This is a genomic window from Streptomyces sp. NPDC005151 (assembly GCF_053599875.1).
This window is the reverse complement of record NZ_JBSFYR010000023.1, coordinates 53,910-70,267: the sequence shown is the minus strand read 5'-3', so window position 1 is coordinate 70,267 and position 16,358 is coordinate 53,910. Positions and strand designations below refer to the sequence as shown.

The window sequence follows — 16,358 nt, the reverse complement described above, 5'->3', positions numbered from 1 at the left end:
CCGAGCCTGCGCGGGGCGGGCACGCGCGGATCCCGGGGCGCGCACCCCGGGCGGCTAGCGGCGCAGTGGCCGGGCGGAGAGCGGCGGCAGCGACGGACCGGCACCGGACCCCTCGTCGAGCCGCGACATCGACAGTCCCGGACCGGTGGACGGTCTCTCCGTGGCCCCGGCCACCGATGCGCGCACCTCTGGCACCGGCCGCCTCGACCGGCACCGGGGCCCCAGGAGGCGAGGGCTCCGCCCCGCCCGCGGCCACCACCACGCCCTCCGACGGAGCCGCCGTCCGGACCGAGTCCTTCCAGGACACCTCGCGACCCGGCGGAGCCGGGGCAGCCCACCAGCAACCCGTCACCGCCCCAGAATCCGGCGCCACCCGCACCCGCGCCCAGCCCGACCAGGACGGGGGCGTGCTGGTTCCTGTTCTTCTGGTCCTAGGACTCCGCGTCCACGCCCAGCATCCGCCGCAGCAGATCCCGCAGCACCGCGCGGTCCGTGTCCGACAGCTTCGCCAGGGGCTCCCGGGCGAAGCTGAGCGACTCGCGCAGCTGCCGCGCGGTGTCGATGCCCTTCTCCGTCGGGGCGGCCAGTTTCACCCGCCGGTCGGCCGGGTCGGGCCGGCGCTCGACCAGGCCGCGGGTCTCCAGCCGGTCGACGATCCCCGTCACGTTCGACGGCTCGCACTTCAGCTTCTGGGCGATCCTGCGCATCGGCATCGGCTCCAGGGAGAGCAGTCCCAGGACCCTGGCCTGCGCGCCGGTCAGTGAGTGCGCGGCCGCTGCCTGGTCGTACTCCTCGTAGTAGCGCGCCACGACAGTGCCGATGAGCTCGACGACTTCGAGGGTCAGAGGGTCTGTTCGCGTGGTGGCCATGACACTCAGGATACCCGGTTACTTGACAACGTGAAATATTCAGGAGCATGGTTGTTTCACGTCATGAAGCTTTTCTCCACCGCGGGAACGCTTCCCCCCACCCGTAAGACATTGAGGAGACCCCGAGCCCATGTCTGCAGCACTTCCCACGTCCAGCCGTGAATGGCACCTTGTCGCCCGCCCCCACGGCTGGCCGAAGGCCGAGGATTTCGCGCTGCGTGAGGCCCCGGTCACCGCTCCCGGCGAGGGTCGCATCCTCGTCCGCAACCTTTACTTCTCCGTCGATCCGTACATGAGGGGCAGGATGAACGACGCGAAGTCGTACATCCCGCCCTTCAAGCTGGACCACCCCATGGAGGGTGGCGCGGTCGGCGAGGTCATCGCCTCCAACGCCGAGGGGATCACGGTCGGCGACCACGTCCTGCACGGTCTGGGCTGGCGCGAGTACGCCGACGTCCCCGCCAAGCGCGCCGTGAAGGTCGACCCGGACCTGGCCCCGCTCTCCGCCTACCTCGGCGTGCTCGGCATGACCGGGCTCACCGCCTACGCCGGCCTCTTCGAGGTCGCCTCCTTCAAGGAGGGCGACGCCGTCTTCGTCTCCGGCGCCGCCGGTGCGGTCGGCAGTCAGGTCGGCCAGATGGCCAAGCTCAAGGGCGCCTCGCGGGTCATCGGCTCGGCCGGATCCGACGACAAGGTCAAGCTCCTCGTCGAGGAGTACGGCTTCGACGCGGCGTTCAACTACAAGAACGGCCCGGTCGCCGAGCAGCTGCGCCAGGCCGCCCCCGACGGCATCGACGTCTACTTCGACAACGTCGGCGGCGAGCACCTCGAAGCGGCACTCTCCTCGCTCAACGTGCACGGCCGCGCCACCATCTGCGGAATGATCGCCCAGTACAACGACACCGAGCCGGTCCCCGGCCCGCGCAACCTCGCCCTGGTCATCGGCAAGCGACTGCGCCTGCAGGGCGTGCTCGTCGGCGATCACACCGCGCTCCAGCCGCAGTTCGTCCAGGAGGTCGCCGGCTGGCTGGCCTCGGGCGAGCTGAAGTACAGCGAGACCTTCGTCGAGGGCATCGAGAACGGCTTCGACGCGTTCCTCGGTCTGATGCGCGGCGAGAACACCGGAAAGATGATCGTCTCCCTCGCCTGAAAGCCACTCACAGGCACCCGTTAGTCTCATCACAGGCCGTCGCGATCGTGGGCGCGAGTCGCGGCGCTACAGCAGAGGAACCCTCAGCATGACCATTCAGGACATAACCGTCGCGTACACCGCTGTCGCCACCGCGGAGAACGGCCGTGACGGCCGCGTCTCCTCCGACGACGGCCGGCTCGACGTCATCGTCAACCCGCCGAAGGCGCTGGGCGGCAGCGGCGCGGGCACCAACCCGGAGCAGCTCTTCGCGGCCGGCTACAGCGCCTGCTTCCAGGGCGCTCTCGGCGTCGTGGCCCGCCAGGAGAAGGCCGACATCTCCGGCTCCACCGTGACCGCCGCCGTCTCCATCGGCAAGACCGCCGAGGGCGGCTTCGGCCTGGAGGTCGCGATCTCCGCGACCATCCCGAACGTCGACACCGCCACCGCGCAGTCGCTCATCGAGAAGGCCCACCAGGTGTGCCCGTACTCGAACGCCACGCGCGGCAACATCAAGGTCGAGCTGTCGGTCGTCTGATCGCCCGTACGGCTCGTACGTGACCGAGGGCCGCACCCCCGCAGGGTGCGGCCCTTTCGCCGCCACCAGTACGCTGACGCCATGCGTGATCTAGGGGCGGGTTTCAGCTATTTGACCAAGGGGCAGCGCTGGGTGGCCCGGCACGGACGATGGTTCGGCTTCGGCCTGATCCCCGGCCTCATCACACTCGTCGTGTACGCGGGAGCGCTCATCGGTCTCGGCTACGGCGCCGACGACCTCGTCGCCTGGGCGACCCCGTTCGCCGACGACTGGTCCAGCCCCTGGCTCGGTCTTCTCCGCACCACGCTCACCGTGCTGGTCTTCGCCCTCGGCCTCTTCCTCGCCGTGATCACCTTTACCGCCGTGACCCTGCTGGTCGGCCAGCCGTTCTACGAGTCGCTCTCCGAGGAGGTCGACCGCACGGAGGGCGGCGAGGTCCCCGAGTCAGGGCTGCCGCTCTGGCGCGAGCTGTGGATCTCCGCCCGTGACAGCATCCGCATCCTGGTACGCGTCACGCTCTATGCCGTCCTGCTCTTCGCCCTCGGGTTCATCCCGGTCGTCGGCCAGACCGTGGTCCCCGTCATCGGCTTCTGCGTCACCGGCTACTTCCTCGCCGAGGAACTCACCGCCGTCGCGCTCCAGCGCCGCGGCATGGTCCTGGCCGACCGGCTCGTCCTGCTGCGCGGCCGCCGCACGCTGATCCTCGGCTTCGGCGTACCGCTGGGGCTCGCCTTCCTGGTCCCGTTCGTCGCCGTGTTCCTGATGCCGGGCGCCGTCGCCGGGGCCACCCTGCTCGCCCGGGACCTGGTGGCGCCGCCCGCCGACGACGAGGACGGGGACGAGGACGCGTCCCCGTCCCCGTACAGCGTCAACATGGACTGAGGGGACCTGAGCCCATGACCGAGATCATCGCCGTCGCCGTCATCACCGTCCTCGCCGTCATCAGCCCGGGCGCCGACTTCGCGATGGTCGTGCGCAACAGCTGTCTCTACGGCCGGAGGACCGGGCTCCTGGCCGCCGCCGGTGTCGCCGCGGGTGTCCTGGTCCACGTCACGTACACCATGCTCGGCGTCGGGCTGCTGATCGCGTCCTCGACCGTCCTGTTCACCGCGATCAAGCTGGCGGGTGCGGCGTATCTCGTCTACATCGGGGTACGGACCTTCTTCGCCCGCAACGACCTCGCCGTCGACCTGGAGTCGAAGCCGGGACTGAGCCGTCTCGGGGCCCTGCGCACCGGTTTCCTCACCAATGCGCTGAACCCCAAGACCACGCTCTTCGTCGTGTCGACGTTCACCCAGGTCGTCGGACCCGACACCGGCCTGTGGCGGCAGGCCGGCTACGGGCTCTTCATGTCCCTCGCCCATCTCGGCTGGTTCGGACTGGTCGCGCTGTTCTTCTCGCACGCCCACCTGCGCACCGCGATGCTGCGGTGGCAGAAGGTCCTCAACCGGGGCATCGGATCGGTGCTCGTCGGACTGGGCGTCACGCTGGGCCTCGCCCGCTGAGTCCGTGACTGACGTCAGCTCGTGTGCACCTCCAGCGCCGTGCGGACCGCCGACTCCAACGCCCCTTCGATCCAGGCGGGCTTGACCGAGGTGTGGCAGCCCGCGAAGTGCAGCGGCCCCTCGGCCGAGCGCACATCGGCGAACAGTTCGGTGTGCTGGCCGGGCAGCAGCACCGACGCCTCGCCGTACGCGTACGGGTCGCGCATCCACGACTGGGTGGCGCCGACCCCTGTGTAGAAGACCTCGATGCGCTGCCCGTACACGTCCTGCACGCCGCCCAGGGCGTGCGGGTAGCGCTCGTCGTCGTCCAGGGAGTCCCACTTCAGGGCGTCGTCGGCCCAGCTGTACGAGGCGAGGAGGACACCTCCCTTGCTTCCGTCGACCGGGTGGGAGGGCTGGAACATGAAGCGGTTGGCGTTGTCGGTGACGGATCCGCCGCCGATGACATGCGCCGCTTCGGGCTGGTCGCGGGCGGTCGCGCGGTACGCCGCATAGTGCACGCGCTGGTTGGGCGGAAGATGTCCGGGCGGTACGGAGGGGTGCGCGCCGAGCAGTGAACCGTCGGCCGGCGCCTTGCCGAGCCGGTACGCGTCGTACAGACCGGGCCGGATCCTCTCCAGCTCGGCCTTCCAGTCCTTCTCCTCGAACTCCCACCAGCGGAGGCTGAATTCGAGCAGCACCTTGGTGGCCGCGTCGTAGTGGATCTCGGTGATCGCGCGCCGCTTGCCGTACGAGAGCGCGGGCGTGACCGGGATGTGGCGCAGCCCGGAGAACGGCACGGTGACGATCGCCCGGTCGCCGGTGAACGTCTCCCGCACGACCTTGCCCTTACGGCCCTCGGACACCGTCTCGACCCGGACGCTGTCGGCTTCGTAGCTGATCCTGGCGGCCCGGCGGTCCAGCCGCACCAGGTCCTTGACCCGTGCGTACATGGCGTCGGCCAGGGTCGCCGTGCCGTCGGGCAGCTCGTAGAACGCGGTGTCCGGGCTGATCAGGGAGGCTCCGATGAAGCTGTGCACAAAGGCGAGATGGAGTCGCGAGGTGAGGTTCTCGACCGTGCCGATGAGGTCGATGGTGCGCTCGTCGAGCTTGGCCGCCTCGGTCAGGAAGCGGAACATCGACCAGTGTCCGTACCGCTGGACGACCCGCGCCCAGCCCTCGACGAGTTCCCGGCCCTCCTTGCCCTCGAACTCCTTGCGTACGGGCGCGAAGGCCTCCCGCACGATGGTCGCGGCGGTCTTGTCCTCGAACTCCGCGGGGACCCCGAAGGAGCGGTTGAGCGCCTGCGGCTTCTTCGCGTAGTCCGCCTTGCGGACCCGGATGCCGTTGACGTGGATCCAGGTGTGGTTGACGGGCTCTCCCGCGCCGTCGACATCGACGAGGTAGAAGCGGCGGCGCTTCAGACCGAAGCTGTCCATGAGCCCGGTGACGAGCGGGTGGCTGTCGGGAATCCGCATCGCCCCGGCCTCGGCGTACTGCTTCGAGTCGGCGAACGGCGCCTTCGCGTGCTCGTGGCCGCCCTTGCGGAAGGTCTTGATCCGGCCGCCGACCCGGTTGCCGTTGGCCTCGATCACGGTGACGGTGTGCCCGGCGCTGCTGAGCAGATGGGCGGCGGTCAGTCCGGCCGGACCCGCACCGATGACCAGCACCTTCTTGGGGGGCTTGCGACTGCGAGGCAAGCCTTTGGAGAGCAGGACGTCGCGGTAGTGCGGCACCAGCGGCTCGTCCTGCTCGTCGCGTACGAGGATGGCGCGGGCGATGGCCAGGCAGGCGTTCCAGTCGGAGCCGGGGGCCGCCTCGGGGGCCGCAGGGGCGGCAGGCGCCGCGAGGGAGTCGGGCGTGGCCGCGTTCGCCGAGGTCACGGCGGTCGTGGCGAGGGCGGCGGCGCCGGCGCCCGCGATCATGGTGCGCCGCGAGGGCAGGGCAGAGGTCGCTTCGGCTGGCTCGGTAGTCATGCGGACACCCTGGGGGGCGCGGAACGGAGCGCGTTGCCCGGACACGCGTAGACCGCTCGGAATCACTCGCAGGTGCCGCTTATCGATCTTGTCGTATCGGTGTTGTCGCAGGTCATCTCACTCGTGGGTGGAGTCGTCGCGCTTGTCGGGGGCGTCCGGGGGCCCGGCTGCAACAGCCGCAGGAAGTCCCGGAAGCGGCCGGCATGTCGAACTGGGCCGGCGCGCGTACGAGATCTGGGACGAGACGGCGTACGACTGGACCCTCGTGCCCGGCACGTACGAGGTGCAGGCGGCGCGCTCGCTCGGCGACGTACGCCTGATGGCGGCCACGGAGATCAAGGAGTAGCGGCAGCCCCTCGGACCGGAGAGCCCCGGAGCGGCACCTGACCCCGCCCCGGGGCTCTCCTCATCCGGTCAGCGCACCGAGAACCCGTACACGGTCGTCGACACGTACTCCTCGCCCGGCCGCAGCACCGTGCTCGACCACGTGCCGGTGGCTACGCCGGGGGCTTCCGAGCCGTGATATTGCGGTACGCGATCTCGGCGAGCCGGGCCTGGCCGCTCAGCCCCGGATGGAACCAGTCCCACTGGCTGAGCTGCCGGCCGGTGAACCGGTAGTCGAAGACCGCACCGCCGTCGTACCGGCAGCGCAGATCCTTCGCGCACACGCTCCGCAGCACCTCGTTGTACGCCACGACCCGCTCCTGCACCGAGGCGCGGCGCGCCTCGGCCCCGGCGCTCATGTCATCCGCATGGCCCAGCATCGACTTGCAGATGCCCAGCTTCCAGATCTGCTTGCCCAGGGGGTTGTCGCGCCCCGTCGACCAGAGGCGTTTGAGATCCGGCACGCTCGACACGTACACCTGCGCCTTCGGCGCCTTGCTGCGGAGCTGACGCATCGACGCCTCGAACGAGGCCCGGAAGTCCGCCACCGGCGTCATCAGTCCCGCCGAGTCCCGGCAGGCGTCGTTGGCGCCGATCATCACGGTCACCAGGTCCGGCTTCCGCTCCGCCGCGAGAGCCATCTGCTCCGGCAATTGGGCGATCCGAGCCCCGGTCTCGGCGTGGTTCCAGCTGTGCGAGGCCGCGCCCGAGGAGCCGAACAGCCGCACGGCGAGGCTCCGGACCTCGCTGTCCGTGCCGGTCGCCCAGGAGACCTCGGGGCAGTCGGCCAGCACGGAACAGGCGTCGAAACCACGGGTGATGGAGTCCCCGACCGCGGCGACCGACCCTGGACTGGGGTTCCAGGCTGGGGAGGGCGCGGCAGACGGGTGGTGCCGCCCGGCGGCGGACCCCTTGGTCGTCCCGTCCGACCCGGTGTCACAGCCGGCCAGCGCGGCCACGGCGATCACCGGAAGCGCCGTCAGAACGGCGGCAGTGGTGCGCGAGCGATGGCTCGCGGAACGATTCTGCATCCCTCATGCCCTCCCGTTTATGCCCCTGGCAACCCCCCATGGCCCCAGGCGACACGCCCGCGCGCCCTGCCGGGTGAAAGCTGTGCGAATCATGGGCCCAGGACCGACGGTACGTCACACCTCGGGCGCCGCTGCACGGTAGCTTTTCCCCGTCGAACCAGTGCCGCGTTCCGCCACCCGACTCCACTTGGGTGGCTTCGTATCATCACACCACGTCACATACTGTCTTTTTTCCGGAGATTCACTCCCGATGCTGTTTACTGACGACAACCTCGGGGACCGGCCGAGAAAAGGCGGTACGGGCGCGAGGCCGCTGGGGAAGGCGAACCTCGTCCCACACTGGAGGTCCCGGTGACGACACGTGGAGTCCTGTACGTTCACTCCGCACCGCGCGCGCTCTGCCCACATGTCGAATGGGCGGTGGCGGGTGTCCTCGGTGTGCGGGTTCAGCTCGACTGGATCAGACAGCCGGCCTCGCCCGGCACCTGGCGGTCCGAGTTCTCCTGGAAGGGCGCCGCGGGTACCGCGTCGAAGCTTGCCTCCGCACTGCGGGGGTGGGATCTGCTGCGCTTCGAGGTGACGGCGGAGCCGTGCGCGACGGCGGAGGGCGAGCGGTACAGCTCCACGCCGGAGCTGGGCATCTTCCACGCGGTCACCGGCATGCACGGCGACATCCTGGTGCCGGAGGACCGGCTGCGGGCCGCGCTGGCGCGGTCGGTACGGGGGGAGACGGAGCTGGAGGCGGAGATCGCCAGACTTCTCGGCAAGCCGTGGGACGACGAGTTGGAGTCGTTCCGGCATGCGGGGGAGGGGGCCCCGGTGCGGTGGCTCCACCGGGTGGTGTGAGGGCGCCTGCGGCGGTCCTGTTCCCCTACCCGCCCCTTCCCGAAACCGGGGCTCCGCCCCGGGCCCCGCGCCTCAAACGCCGGCGAGGCCGGAATCCGGCGCGACAAAAATCAGCCCCTCCGGCGATTGAGGAGCGGGGCCCGGGGGCAGAGCCCCCGAAACGTCCCGCGCAGCGGACGAGGCCCGCCTCCCCACTCGGGGGAGGCGGGCCTCGGTGTACCGGGCCGCGGGCCGTGGGTCAGACGCTGCGGAACGCCAGCACCACGTTGTGCCCCCCGAACCCGAACGAGTTATTGATCGCGGCAATCGACCCCTCGGGCAACGGACGGGGCTCATCGCGCACGATGTCCGCCTCCACCGCCTCGTCGAGGTTCTCCACGTTGATCGTCGGCGGAGCCATCCGGTGGTGCAGCGCCAGGACCGTCGCAACGGTCTCGATGCCGCCCGCGCCACCGAGCAGGTGACCGGTCATCGACTTCGTCGCGGAGATCGCGACATGGTCGAGGTCGTCGCCCAGGACCTTGCGCAGAGCCTTCAGCTCCGCGACGTCGCCCTGCGGCGTCGACGTGGCGTGCGCGTTGAGGTGCACGACCTCCGACGGCTTGAGATCCGTCTGGTCCAGCAGGTTCTGCATCGCGGCAGCGATCCCGCGCCCGGTCGGCTCGGGCTGGGCGATGTGGTGGGCGTCCGCGGACAGCCCCTGTCCCAGCACCTCGCAGTAGACCTTGGCGCCCCGCGCGGCAGCGTGCTCCGCGGACTCCAGGACCACGACGCCCGCGCCCTCGCCGAGCACGAAGCCGTCACGGCCCGTGTCGTACGGACGAGACGCCTTCTCGGGCTCGTCGTTGTTCTTGGACATCGCCATCATGTTGGCGAACGCCGCGATCGGCAGCGGGTGGATGGCCGCCTCGGTGCCACCGGCGAGCACGACATCGGCGCGGCCGGTTCGGATCATCTCGACGGCGTACCCGATGGCCTCGGCGCCCGACGCACAGGCGGAGACCGGGGTGTGGACACCGGCCTGTGCGTTGACCTCGAGGCCGACGTTGGCCGCCGGGCCGTTCGGCATGAGCATGGGCACGGTGTGCGGGGAGACGCGGCGTACGCCCTTCTCCTTCAGCACGTCGTACTGGTCGAGGAGCGTGATCACGCCACCGATACCGGAGGCGATGACCGTGCCGAGCCGGTCGGGCTGGATCTTCTCGTCCTCACCGGCCTTGCCGGTGAAGCCGGCGTCCGCCCACGCCTCGCGGGCCGCGATCAGCGCGAACTGCGCCGAGCGGTCCAGCTTGCGGGCGAGCGGGCGGGGCAGTACGTCGCCCGGGTCGACGGCCGCGAGGGCGGCGATCCGGACGGGCAGTTCGGCGAAACGCTCGCCCTCGAGAGGCTTGACGCCGGAACGACCGGCCATCAGACCTTCCCAGGTCGACGCCGAGTCGCCACCCAGCGGAGTGGTTGCGCCGATACCGGTGACGACCACGGTGCGATTGGTCGAGTTCACTGGAAAATCTTCTCCACGTGTAGAGGGTCGTGAATCAGCGGCGCCACCGCCGGGTGGCGACACACGAGCCGGCTGGATCAGGCCTGGTGCTTCAGGATGTAGTCGGCAGCGTCGCCGACCGTCTTGAGGTTCTTGACGTCCTCGTCCGGGATCTTGACGTCGAAGCGCTCTTCGGCGGCGACGACGACCTCGACCATGGACAGCGAGTCGACGTCCAGGTCGTCGGTGAAGGACTTGTCCAGCTGGACGTCCTCGACCGGGATACCGGCGATCTCGTTGACGATCTCGGCGAGACCGCTGACGATCTCTTCCTGGGTGGCGGCCATGTTGGCGCTCCTTCGATGTATTTCTGCAGGGTACGGACGTCCGGACCGGAAGGTCCGGTGTGTCTAGGGGAGAGTAACGACCGTCGCGGCGTAGACGAGACCCGCCCCGAAGCCGATGACGAGCGCGGTGTCGCCGCTCTTCGCCTGACCGGTCGCCAGAAGCCGCTCCATAGCGAGCGGAATCGAGGCGGCGGAGGTGTTGCCGGTGGTCTCCACATCACGGGCGACCGTGACGTGCTCCGGCAGCTTCAGGGTCTTCACCATCGAGTCGATGATCCGCATGTTGGCCTGGTGCGGGATGAAGACGTCCAGGTCTTCCGGGGCGATCCCGGCCGCGTCCAGCGCCTGCTGGGCGACCTTCGCCATCTCGAAGACGGCCCAGCGGAAGACCGCCTGACCCTCCTGCGTGATGGCCGGGAACTTCTCCGGGCGCTCGGCGTGGAACTCGTCCCACGCCACGGTCTGCTTGATCGTCTCGGACTTGTCGCCCTCGGAGCCCCAGACCGTCGGGCCTATGGCGGGCACCTTGGAGGGGCCGACGACGACCGCGCCGGCACCGTCGCCGAACAGGAACGCCGTCGCACGGTCGTGCAGGTCGGTGAGGTCGCTGAGCCGCTCCACGCCGATGACAAGTACGTACTCTGCCGAACCCTCGACGATCATGCCCTTGGCGAGGGTCAGGCCGTAGCCGAACCCGGCGCAGCCGGCGGAGATGTCGAACGCGGCGGGCTTGCCCGCACCGATCTTGTGGGCGATCTCGGTCGCGATGGCCGGGGTCTGCTTGAAGTGCGAGACGGTGGAGACGATGACGGCGCCGATCTGCTCCGGCGTGATCCCGGCATCGGCGATGGCCTTGCCGGACGCCTCCACGGACATCGCGGCCACGGTCTCCTCCTCGGAGGCCCAGTGGCGGGTGGCGATGCCGGAGCGGGAGCGGATCCACTCGTCCGACGAGTCGATCGTTTCGAGGATCACCTCGTTGGGCACGACACGGGTCGGGCGGTAGCCGCCGACGCCCATGATCCGTGCGTACGCGGCGCCCTTGCTGGGCTTGATCTTCGACATGCTCTCGGGCTCCTTAGGCGTCTGCGTGCTCAGCGAGGAGCGCGCGGGCCGCGTCGAGGTCGTCGGGGGTCTTGAGCGCGAGGGTCTGCACCCCGGGCAGTGCCCGCTTGGCGAGACCGGTCAGGGTCCCACCCGGGCAGGCCTCGATGAGCGTCGTGACGCCCAGCTCCTTGAACGTCTCCATGCACAGGTCCCAGCGGACCGGGTTGGCGACCTGGCCGACCAGCCGCGAGATGATCTCAGCGCCGGTGGCGACCGGCTTTCCGTCGGCGTTCGAGACATACGTCATGGTCGGCTCGGAGACCGTCAGCGCCGCGGCGGCCTCGCGGAGCCGGTCGACCGCGGGAGCCATGTGGTGCGTGTGGAAGGCACCGGCGACCTTGAGGGGCACCACGCGGCGCACGCCCTCGGGCATGTCCTTGGTCAGCGCGGCGATCTGCGCGGCGGTGCCGGCGGCGACGATCTGGCCGCCCCCGTTGACGTTCGCCGGGGTCAGCCCGAGCATCTCCAGGTGCGGGACCGTCACGTCGGGGTCGCCGCCGAGCAGCGCCGCCATGCCGGTCTCGGTGACCGCTGCGGCGTCCGCCATGGCGAGCCCGCGGGTGCGTACGAGACGGAGCGCGGCCTCCTCGTCGAGGACGCCGGCGAGCGCCGCCGCGGTGATCTCCCCAACGCTGTGACCTGCGACGACATCGGGCGACGCGGCCAGTGCGGCGGCGGACAGCAGGCCCGCGGCGACCAGCAGCGGCTGAGCCACCGCGGTGTCGCGGATCTCGTCCGCGTCGGCTTTCGTGCCGTAGTGGACGAGGTCGAGCCCGATGGCGTCGGACCAGGCCGCGACGCGGTCGGTGGCACCGGGGAGGTCGAGCCAGGGAGTCAGGAAGCCGGGCGTCTGAGCGCCTTGGCCGGGAGCGACGAGTACGAGCACCCTCACACTCTCTCTTGCGAACGGTCCTGAATGCCCGTGGGGACAGGGACGAAGAACCGTAGGGGGAATTGTTGATGTCCGACAAAAGTCTAGGACTGGGTATCCCTGTCGGCCAGGCGCCCCAGAATCAGGGCGATTCGCAACGTGAACGCCGAGCGGACATCGGAGGGTGACCACCCGGTGACGTCTGTCACACGTCGAAGCCGGTAGCGCACGGTGTTGGGGTGCACGAACAGCATCCGGGCCGCGCCCTCCAGACTGCTCGCCTGCTCCAGGTACACGCTCAGAGTCTCCAGCAGCGCCGAGCCTGCTTCCTCCAGCGGTCTGTAGATCTCCTCCACCAACTGGTCGCGCGCGGCGGGGTCGCCCGCAATGGCGCGCTCCGGCAGCAGGTCGTCCGCCAGAACCGGCCGCGGTGCGTCCTGCCAGGCACCGCACGCCTTGAGCCCGGCGGCGGCGGCCTGGGCGGACCGGGTGGCCGCCAGCAGGTCGGGCACCACGGGCCCGGCGACGACCGGGCCGGCCGCGTACGGGCCGATCAGTGCCTTCGCGACGTGCAGCGGATTGTCGCTGCCGCCCGCGATGACGACCAGACGGCTGCCGAGCACTCCGGTGAGGACCTGGAGTTTGGCGTGGCGGGCGGCGCGCCGGATCGCCTCGACGGTCAGTTCGCTGTCGCCGTCGGGGGCCGTACCGAGGATCACACACACATGCTCGGGAGAGTTCCAGCCGAGCGCGGCGGCCCGGGAGACGGCGCCCTCGTCGGCCTCCCCGGACAGCACCGCGTTCACCACGAGCGATTCCAGCCGGGCGTCCCAGGCGCCGCGCGCCTCGGCCGCCTGCGCGTACACCTGGGCGGTCGCGAAGGCGATCTCCCGTGCGTAGACGAGCAGCGCCTCGCGCAGCAGCGACTCGTCGCCGGGCGCGGCGACCTCCTCGATCGCGGCCTCCATGACCTCGATCGTCGTGCGCACCATCTCGACGGTCTGGCGCAGTGTGATCGCCCGGGTCAACTCGCGCGGAGCCGTACCGAACACATCGGTGGAGATGGCCTGCGGCGCCTCCGGGTGCCGGAACCACTCGGTGAAGGCGGCGATTCCGGCCTGGGCCACCAGGCCGATCCATGACCGGTTCTCCGGTGGCATCGCCCGGTACCAGGGCAGCGACTCGTCCATGCGGGCGATCGCGTTCGCGGCCAGCCGGCCGGAGGACTGCTCCAGCCGCTTCAGGGTTGCGGCATGCAGGTGGGCGTCATTCGCAGCAGGCTGCTCAGGATCGGATCGGGGCACGGACACAAGACTGCCTTATCGGGCCGCGGGCACGGTGGGCCGGGGCCACCGCGGGTCGTACTGCCGAGTAGCGGACGGCCGGTCGCCGGCCGGGACGCAGGGGCGCCGGGCCGGGCTACCGTGGACCCGTGATTTCCGTACAGCGCGCGGACGACCGGTATGCGGGCGGGGACGAGGCCGCCGGCATCCTGTCCCGGCACGCTTTCTCCTTCGGCTCCTTCTACGACCCGGACAACCTGCGCTTCGGCGCGATCCTGGCCTGCAACGAGGAGCGACTGGCGCCCGGCGCGGGCTTCGACGAACACCCGCACAGCCACACGGAGATCGTCACCTGGGTCGTCGAGGGAGAGCTGACCCACCGCGATTCGGCCGGCCATGCGACCGTCGTGCGGGCCGGGGACCTCCAGCACCTCAGCGCCGCGGCCGGGGTACGCCACGTCGAACGCAATGACGGAGACGTTCCGCTGACGTTCCTTCAGATGTGGCTGTCCCCGCTCTCCCCGGGCGGCGAACCCTCGTACACGATCGTCTCCGGCATCGCCGACTCCACCCCATACGCCCTCCCGGAAGCCGGTGCGATGCTGCACGTGCGCAGGCTGGGCGAGGGGGAGCGCACGGCGGTGCCGGACGCGGCGCGGGCGTATGTGCATGTGGTGGCCGGAGAGGTGCGCCTCGGCGGCGAGACGCTCGGCCCGGGGGACGCGGCGCGGATCACCGGGGCGGTGGGCCTGGAGCTGCTGGCGGAGCTGCCGGCGAAGGTGCTGGTGTGGGAGCTGTCGGGCTGAATCCCCGGCCCGCTCGTGACCGCTCTCAGCCGCCCTGCCGACGCCACATCGACCACATGGGCGGGCCCGCCCGGAAGGTCATCTCCTGCTGCACCGCGAATCCGTGCCGCCGGTAGAAAGCGAGATTGCGGTGGTTGCTCGACTCCAGGAACACCGGCCGCCCGTCCGCGTCCGCCTGCTCCAGCAGCCCGCCGAGCACCTGCGACCCGCGCCCCGTGCCGCGCGCGTCCGCGTGCGTGCCGATGTACTCGACGTACCAGTGCGCGGGGTCGGCCGGGTGGCGGTGCTCCAGCGCGAGCAGCCGCATTCCGGTCCGGGGCAGCTGGGCCCGTCCCGCCCGCAGGAGCGTGCCCGCGTTGCGCAGCAGGTAGCTCACCGGCAGCTTCCACTTCCCGGGCTCCGCCCACACCGCCGCCACCGTGCGGTCGGGATCGGTCCACACCCGGCCCGCCGGGACCTGTTGCGCCAGATGCGCGGTGAACAGCAGCCGCAGCCGCCGGTCCCGGTCGTGCGGCATCAGCCAGGACCAGACGGGGTCCTCGGCGTAGGCGCTGGCGAGTACGGAAGCGAGCGCCGGGACGTCGGAGGCGGCGGCGCGGACTATGTCAGCCATGGCCGAGGAGAGTAGCGGTTCCTCGGGCCGTCAGCTCTGCAACCGGCAATCCGGAGACTGTGGTTCAGCGAAGTCCGTCCACGAACGCCTGCCAGGCATCCGTGCCGATGACGAGCGCGGGGCCGGTCGGATTCTTGCTGTCGCGGACGGGCACGGCGCCGGGGTGGCCGTCGGCCACCTCGACGCATTCGCCACCGTTGGTGCCGCTGTACGACGACTTCCGCCACTGTGCTTCGGCCAGTTCACGGCTGGTCTCCATAGCGTTCCTCCATCACACGAGCGATCAGTGTCGCCGAGTCCTCGGGGGAGAGGGCTGTGGCTTGCAAGCGAGCGTAACCGACCGAACGTTCCTTGATCACCTGGGGATTGGCGGTCATGTGACCCTGGTCGTAGCTATCCACGTAGAACAGATCGGGGTCGTCCTCGAACCTGAGCAGGGTGAACGACCCCATCATTCCCGTGTGCTGGCCGACGGAGAACGGAAGTACCTGGATCTGCACCCAGGGGTTGTCCCGGAAGTCCAACAGGCGTGCCAGTTGCCTGCGCATGACGTCACGGTCTCCGACTTCCTGAAGCAGTGCAGCTTCGCTCAGTACGACCCACAGGGCCGGCGGCTGGTCGCGTTCCAGAATTCGCTGGCGGTCCAGCCGGGCCGCCACCATCTCATCGACCTTGCTCGGGTGGTCGACACCGAGTAGCGCCCGCGCGTACTCCTCCGTCTGCAGCAGCCCGTACACCAACTGCGCCTGATACGTGGAGATGTACGCGGCGCACGACTCCATCTCCGCGTACGGCTGGAACCAGGTCGGCAGCTGGCTGCGCAGGACCAGACCGATCAGCCGCGAGAACATCCCGTCCGTACCGAGTGCCGCGTCCACCCGCTCGGAGAAGTCACGGGTGGGGATCTTTTTCGTGGTCTCGATCTGGCCGATCAGCGAGCCCGTGCAGAAGATGATGTCGCCGAGCTGCCCCTGCTTGAGGTTGTTGGCCTCTCTCTGGCGTCGGAGTTCCCAGCCGTAGTAGTCCAGCGGGGAGGCGTGAGGGTCGAGCGTGTGGATGTTGGCCACGGCGGGGGCACCTCCGGCATTCAACGCCTCGCGGCGTTCGTTTCCGTACGTAGCTGAGCGTAAGCACGTCGCTGCACTCTGGTGACATGAATCACGTAATTGATCCGCAGGCCAGCGATCTGCTGGAGGCGACCTACCGCGCCGACTTCGCGATCCGCGAGCACTCGGCCCGGCATCTGCGCCGCATCCTGCGCCTCTACCTCACCGGCTGGGGGCTCCTCGACGTGGCCGACGCGGCGGAGCTGGCACTCACCGAGTTGATCGCCAATGTCGTACGGCACGTCCCCGGTCGCCGTTGTCAGACGCTCATCTTCCTGCTCCCGGCCAGGGGCGTGCGCGTCGAGGTCGCGGACGACTGTCCGGAACTGCCCCGCGCGGTCGCGGGTGATGCTCTCGACGAGGGCGGGCGAGGGCTGATCCTGGTCGACGCCGTCACCGACCGCTGGGGCGCGGAGCCGCGACGCGACGGCTGCGGCAAGACGGTCTGGTTCGAGTGCCTGGCCACGAAAGCGACCGACGGGTGACGT

At 70.0% G+C, this 16,358-nt stretch carries 19 protein-coding genes; 8 read left to right on the top strand and 11 right to left on the bottom strand.

All coding sequences use genetic code 11. The features are described 5' to 3' along the window. Nucleotides 1-431: 431 nt before the first annotated feature. A complete protein-coding gene (locus ACWD6R_RS15405) occupies nucleotides 432-869 on the bottom strand; it encodes a MarR family winged helix-turn-helix transcriptional regulator (protein ID WP_266985973.1) in 438 nt (145 codons plus the stop codon). A 130-nt stretch (nucleotides 870-999) separates the two neighbouring features. Here ACWD6R_RS15405 and ACWD6R_RS15400 point away from each other — a divergent pair, with 130 nt between their 5' ends. The 4 genes from ACWD6R_RS15400 (at nucleotide 1,000) to ACWD6R_RS15385 (ending at nucleotide 4,041) form a co-directional block, all read left to right on the top strand. Then, nucleotides 1,000-2,019 carry an NADP-dependent oxidoreductase gene (locus ACWD6R_RS15400; protein ID WP_451819133.1) on the top strand — a complete coding sequence of 340 codons (1,020 nt, stop codon included), beginning with the start codon at nucleotides 1,000-1,002 and terminating at the stop codon, nucleotides 2,017-2,019. Between the two features lie 88 nt (nucleotides 2,020-2,107). Beyond that, on the top strand, nucleotides 2,108-2,536 hold the full coding sequence (locus ACWD6R_RS15395) for an organic hydroperoxide resistance protein (RefSeq protein WP_451819132.1): 429 nt from the start codon (nucleotides 2,108-2,110) through the stop codon (nucleotides 2,534-2,536). An 81-nt stretch (nucleotides 2,537-2,617) separates the two neighbouring features. Then, a complete protein-coding gene (locus ACWD6R_RS15390; RefSeq protein ID WP_451819131.1) occupies nucleotides 2,618-3,418 on the top strand; it encodes an EI24 domain-containing protein in 801 nt (266 codons plus the stop codon). A 14-nt stretch (nucleotides 3,419-3,432) separates the two neighbouring features. Further along, the gene (locus ACWD6R_RS15385) at nucleotides 3,433-4,041 is read left to right on the top strand and encodes a LysE family translocator (protein ID WP_451819130.1); all 609 of its coding nucleotides are present in this window, start codon (nucleotides 3,433-3,435) and stop codon (nucleotides 4,039-4,041) included. Between the two features lie 14 nt (nucleotides 4,042-4,055). Here the strand turns inward: ACWD6R_RS15385 and ACWD6R_RS15380 are convergent, their stop codons facing one another. After that, nucleotides 4,056-5,996: a flavin monoamine oxidase family protein gene (locus ACWD6R_RS15380; RefSeq protein WP_451819129.1), complete on the bottom strand. Its 1,941-nt coding sequence runs from the start codon at nucleotides 5,994-5,996 to the stop codon at nucleotides 4,056-4,058. Between the two features lie 142 nt (nucleotides 5,997-6,138). Between ACWD6R_RS15380 and ACWD6R_RS15375 the strand changes: the two genes are divergently transcribed. Further along, nucleotides 6,139-6,342, top strand: a complete 204-nt coding sequence (locus tag ACWD6R_RS15375) for a hypothetical protein (protein WP_451819128.1) — start codon at nucleotides 6,139-6,141, stop codon at nucleotides 6,340-6,342. Between the two features lie 151 nt (nucleotides 6,343-6,493). Here ACWD6R_RS15375 and ACWD6R_RS15370 read toward each other — a convergent pair whose 3' ends face one another. Continuing rightward, nucleotides 6,494-7,411 carry an SGNH/GDSL hydrolase family protein gene (locus ACWD6R_RS15370; RefSeq protein WP_451819127.1) on the bottom strand — a complete coding sequence of 306 codons (918 nt, stop codon included), beginning with the start codon at nucleotides 7,409-7,411 and terminating at the stop codon, nucleotides 6,494-6,496. Between the two features lie 351 nt (nucleotides 7,412-7,762). Here ACWD6R_RS15370 and ACWD6R_RS15365 point away from each other — a divergent pair, with 351 nt between their 5' ends. Continuing rightward, nucleotides 7,763-8,257 carry a DUF3145 domain-containing protein gene (locus ACWD6R_RS15365; RefSeq protein ID WP_451819126.1) on the top strand — a complete coding sequence of 165 codons (495 nt, stop codon included), beginning with the start codon at nucleotides 7,763-7,765 and terminating at the stop codon, nucleotides 8,255-8,257. Between the two features lie 238 nt (nucleotides 8,258-8,495). Here ACWD6R_RS15365 and fabF read toward each other — a convergent pair whose 3' ends face one another. From fabF to ACWD6R_RS15340, 5 genes are all read right to left on the bottom strand, one after another. After that, complete coding sequence (gene fabF, locus ACWD6R_RS15360; protein ID WP_451819125.1) at nucleotides 8,496-9,758, bottom strand: beta-ketoacyl-ACP synthase II; 1,263 nt, start codon at nucleotides 9,756-9,758, stop codon at nucleotides 8,496-8,498. A gap of 77 nt (nucleotides 9,759-9,835) precedes the next feature. Then, on the bottom strand, nucleotides 9,836-10,084 hold the full coding sequence (locus ACWD6R_RS15355) for an acyl carrier protein (protein WP_266986003.1): 249 nt from the start codon (nucleotides 10,082-10,084) through the stop codon (nucleotides 9,836-9,838). Nucleotides 10,085-10,147: 63 nt separating this feature from the next. Then, nucleotides 10,148-11,149 carry a beta-ketoacyl-ACP synthase 3 gene (locus ACWD6R_RS15350; protein ID WP_451819124.1) on the bottom strand — a complete coding sequence of 334 codons (1,002 nt, stop codon included), beginning with the start codon at nucleotides 11,147-11,149 and terminating at the stop codon, nucleotides 10,148-10,150. A 13-nt stretch (nucleotides 11,150-11,162) separates the two neighbouring features. Next, nucleotides 11,163-12,077: an ACP S-malonyltransferase gene (locus tag ACWD6R_RS15345; protein WP_451819123.1), complete on the bottom strand. Its 915-nt coding sequence runs from the start codon at nucleotides 12,075-12,077 to the stop codon at nucleotides 11,163-11,165. 89 nt (nucleotides 12,078-12,166) lie between these two features. Beyond that, entirely contained in the window at nucleotides 12,167-13,366 is a 1,200-nt protein-coding gene (locus ACWD6R_RS15340) for a PucR family transcriptional regulator (RefSeq protein ID WP_451819122.1), read from the bottom strand. Nucleotides 13,367-13,494: 128 nt separating this feature from the next. On the opposite strand from ACWD6R_RS15340, the gene ACWD6R_RS15335 reads away from it, so the two are divergent. Further along, on the top strand, nucleotides 13,495-14,151 hold the full coding sequence (locus ACWD6R_RS15335; RefSeq protein ID WP_451819121.1) for a pirin family protein: 657 nt from the start codon (nucleotides 13,495-13,497) through the stop codon (nucleotides 14,149-14,151). A gap of 25 nt (nucleotides 14,152-14,176) precedes the next feature. On the opposite strand, the gene ACWD6R_RS15330 is transcribed toward ACWD6R_RS15335, so the two are convergent. The 3 genes from ACWD6R_RS15330 to ACWD6R_RS15320 all read right to left on the bottom strand — a co-directional run bounded on the left by ACWD6R_RS15330 (nucleotide 14,177) and on the right by ACWD6R_RS15320 (nucleotide 15,831). Beyond that, a complete protein-coding gene (locus ACWD6R_RS15330; protein ID WP_451819120.1) occupies nucleotides 14,177-14,764 on the bottom strand; it encodes a GNAT family N-acetyltransferase in 588 nt (195 codons plus the stop codon). A gap of 64 nt (nucleotides 14,765-14,828) precedes the next feature. Continuing rightward, nucleotides 14,829-15,023: a DUF397 domain-containing protein gene (locus ACWD6R_RS15325; RefSeq protein ID WP_451819119.1), complete on the bottom strand. Its 195-nt coding sequence runs from the start codon at nucleotides 15,021-15,023 to the stop codon at nucleotides 14,829-14,831. Continuing rightward, a complete protein-coding gene (locus ACWD6R_RS15320; RefSeq protein ID WP_451819118.1) occupies nucleotides 15,007-15,831 on the bottom strand; it encodes a helix-turn-helix domain-containing protein in 825 nt (274 codons plus the stop codon). The genes ACWD6R_RS15325 and ACWD6R_RS15320 overlap by 17 nt, the downstream gene beginning before the upstream one ends. A gap of 86 nt (nucleotides 15,832-15,917) precedes the next feature. Here ACWD6R_RS15320 and ACWD6R_RS15315 point away from each other — a divergent pair, with 86 nt between their 5' ends. Beyond that, entirely contained in the window at nucleotides 15,918-16,355 is a 438-nt protein-coding gene (locus tag ACWD6R_RS15315; RefSeq protein WP_451819117.1) for an ATP-binding protein, read from the top strand. The last annotated feature ends 3 nt before the right edge of the window (nucleotides 16,356-16,358 follow it).

Bases quoted from the DNA above. Each gene is read 5' to 3' on its own strand.
- ACWD6R_RS15370 (WP_451819127.1), bottom strand. From the start codon at position 7,411: ATGCAGAATCGTTCCGCGAGCCATCGCTCGCGCACCACTGCCGCCGTT.
- ACWD6R_RS15350 (WP_451819124.1), bottom strand. From the start codon at position 11,149: ATGTCGAAGATCAAGCCCAGCAAGGGCGCCGCGTACGCACGGATCATG.
- ACWD6R_RS15405 (WP_266985973.1), bottom strand. From the start codon at position 869: ATGGCCACCACGCGAACAGACCCTCTGACCCTCGAAGTCGTCGAGCTC.
- ACWD6R_RS15355 (WP_266986003.1), bottom strand. From the start codon at position 10,084: ATGGCCGCCACCCAGGAAGAGATCGTCAGCGGTCTCGCCGAGATCGTC.
- ACWD6R_RS15385 (WP_451819130.1), top strand. From the start codon at position 3,433: ATGACCGAGATCATCGCCGTCGCCGTCATCACCGTCCTCGCCGTCATC.
- ACWD6R_RS15315 (WP_451819117.1), top strand. From the start codon at position 15,918: ATGAATCACGTAATTGATCCGCAGGCCAGCGATCTGCTGGAGGCGACC.
- ACWD6R_RS15390 (WP_451819131.1), top strand. From the start codon at position 2,618: ATGCGTGATCTAGGGGCGGGTTTCAGCTATTTGACCAAGGGGCAGCGC.
- ACWD6R_RS15330 (WP_451819120.1), bottom strand. From the start codon at position 14,764: ATGGCTGACATAGTCCGCGCCGCCGCCTCCGACGTCCCGGCGCTCGCT.
- ACWD6R_RS15395 (WP_451819132.1), top strand. From the start codon at position 2,108: ATGACCATTCAGGACATAACCGTCGCGTACACCGCTGTCGCCACCGCG.
- ACWD6R_RS15325 (WP_451819119.1), bottom strand. From the start codon at position 15,023: ATGGAGACCAGCCGTGAACTGGCCGAAGCACAGTGGCGGAAGTCGTCG.
- ACWD6R_RS15400 (WP_451819133.1), top strand. From the start codon at position 1,000: ATGTCTGCAGCACTTCCCACGTCCAGCCGTGAATGGCACCTTGTCGCC.
- ACWD6R_RS15380 (WP_451819129.1), bottom strand. From the start codon at position 5,996: ATGACTACCGAGCCAGCCGAAGCGACCTCTGCCCTGCCCTCGCGGCGC.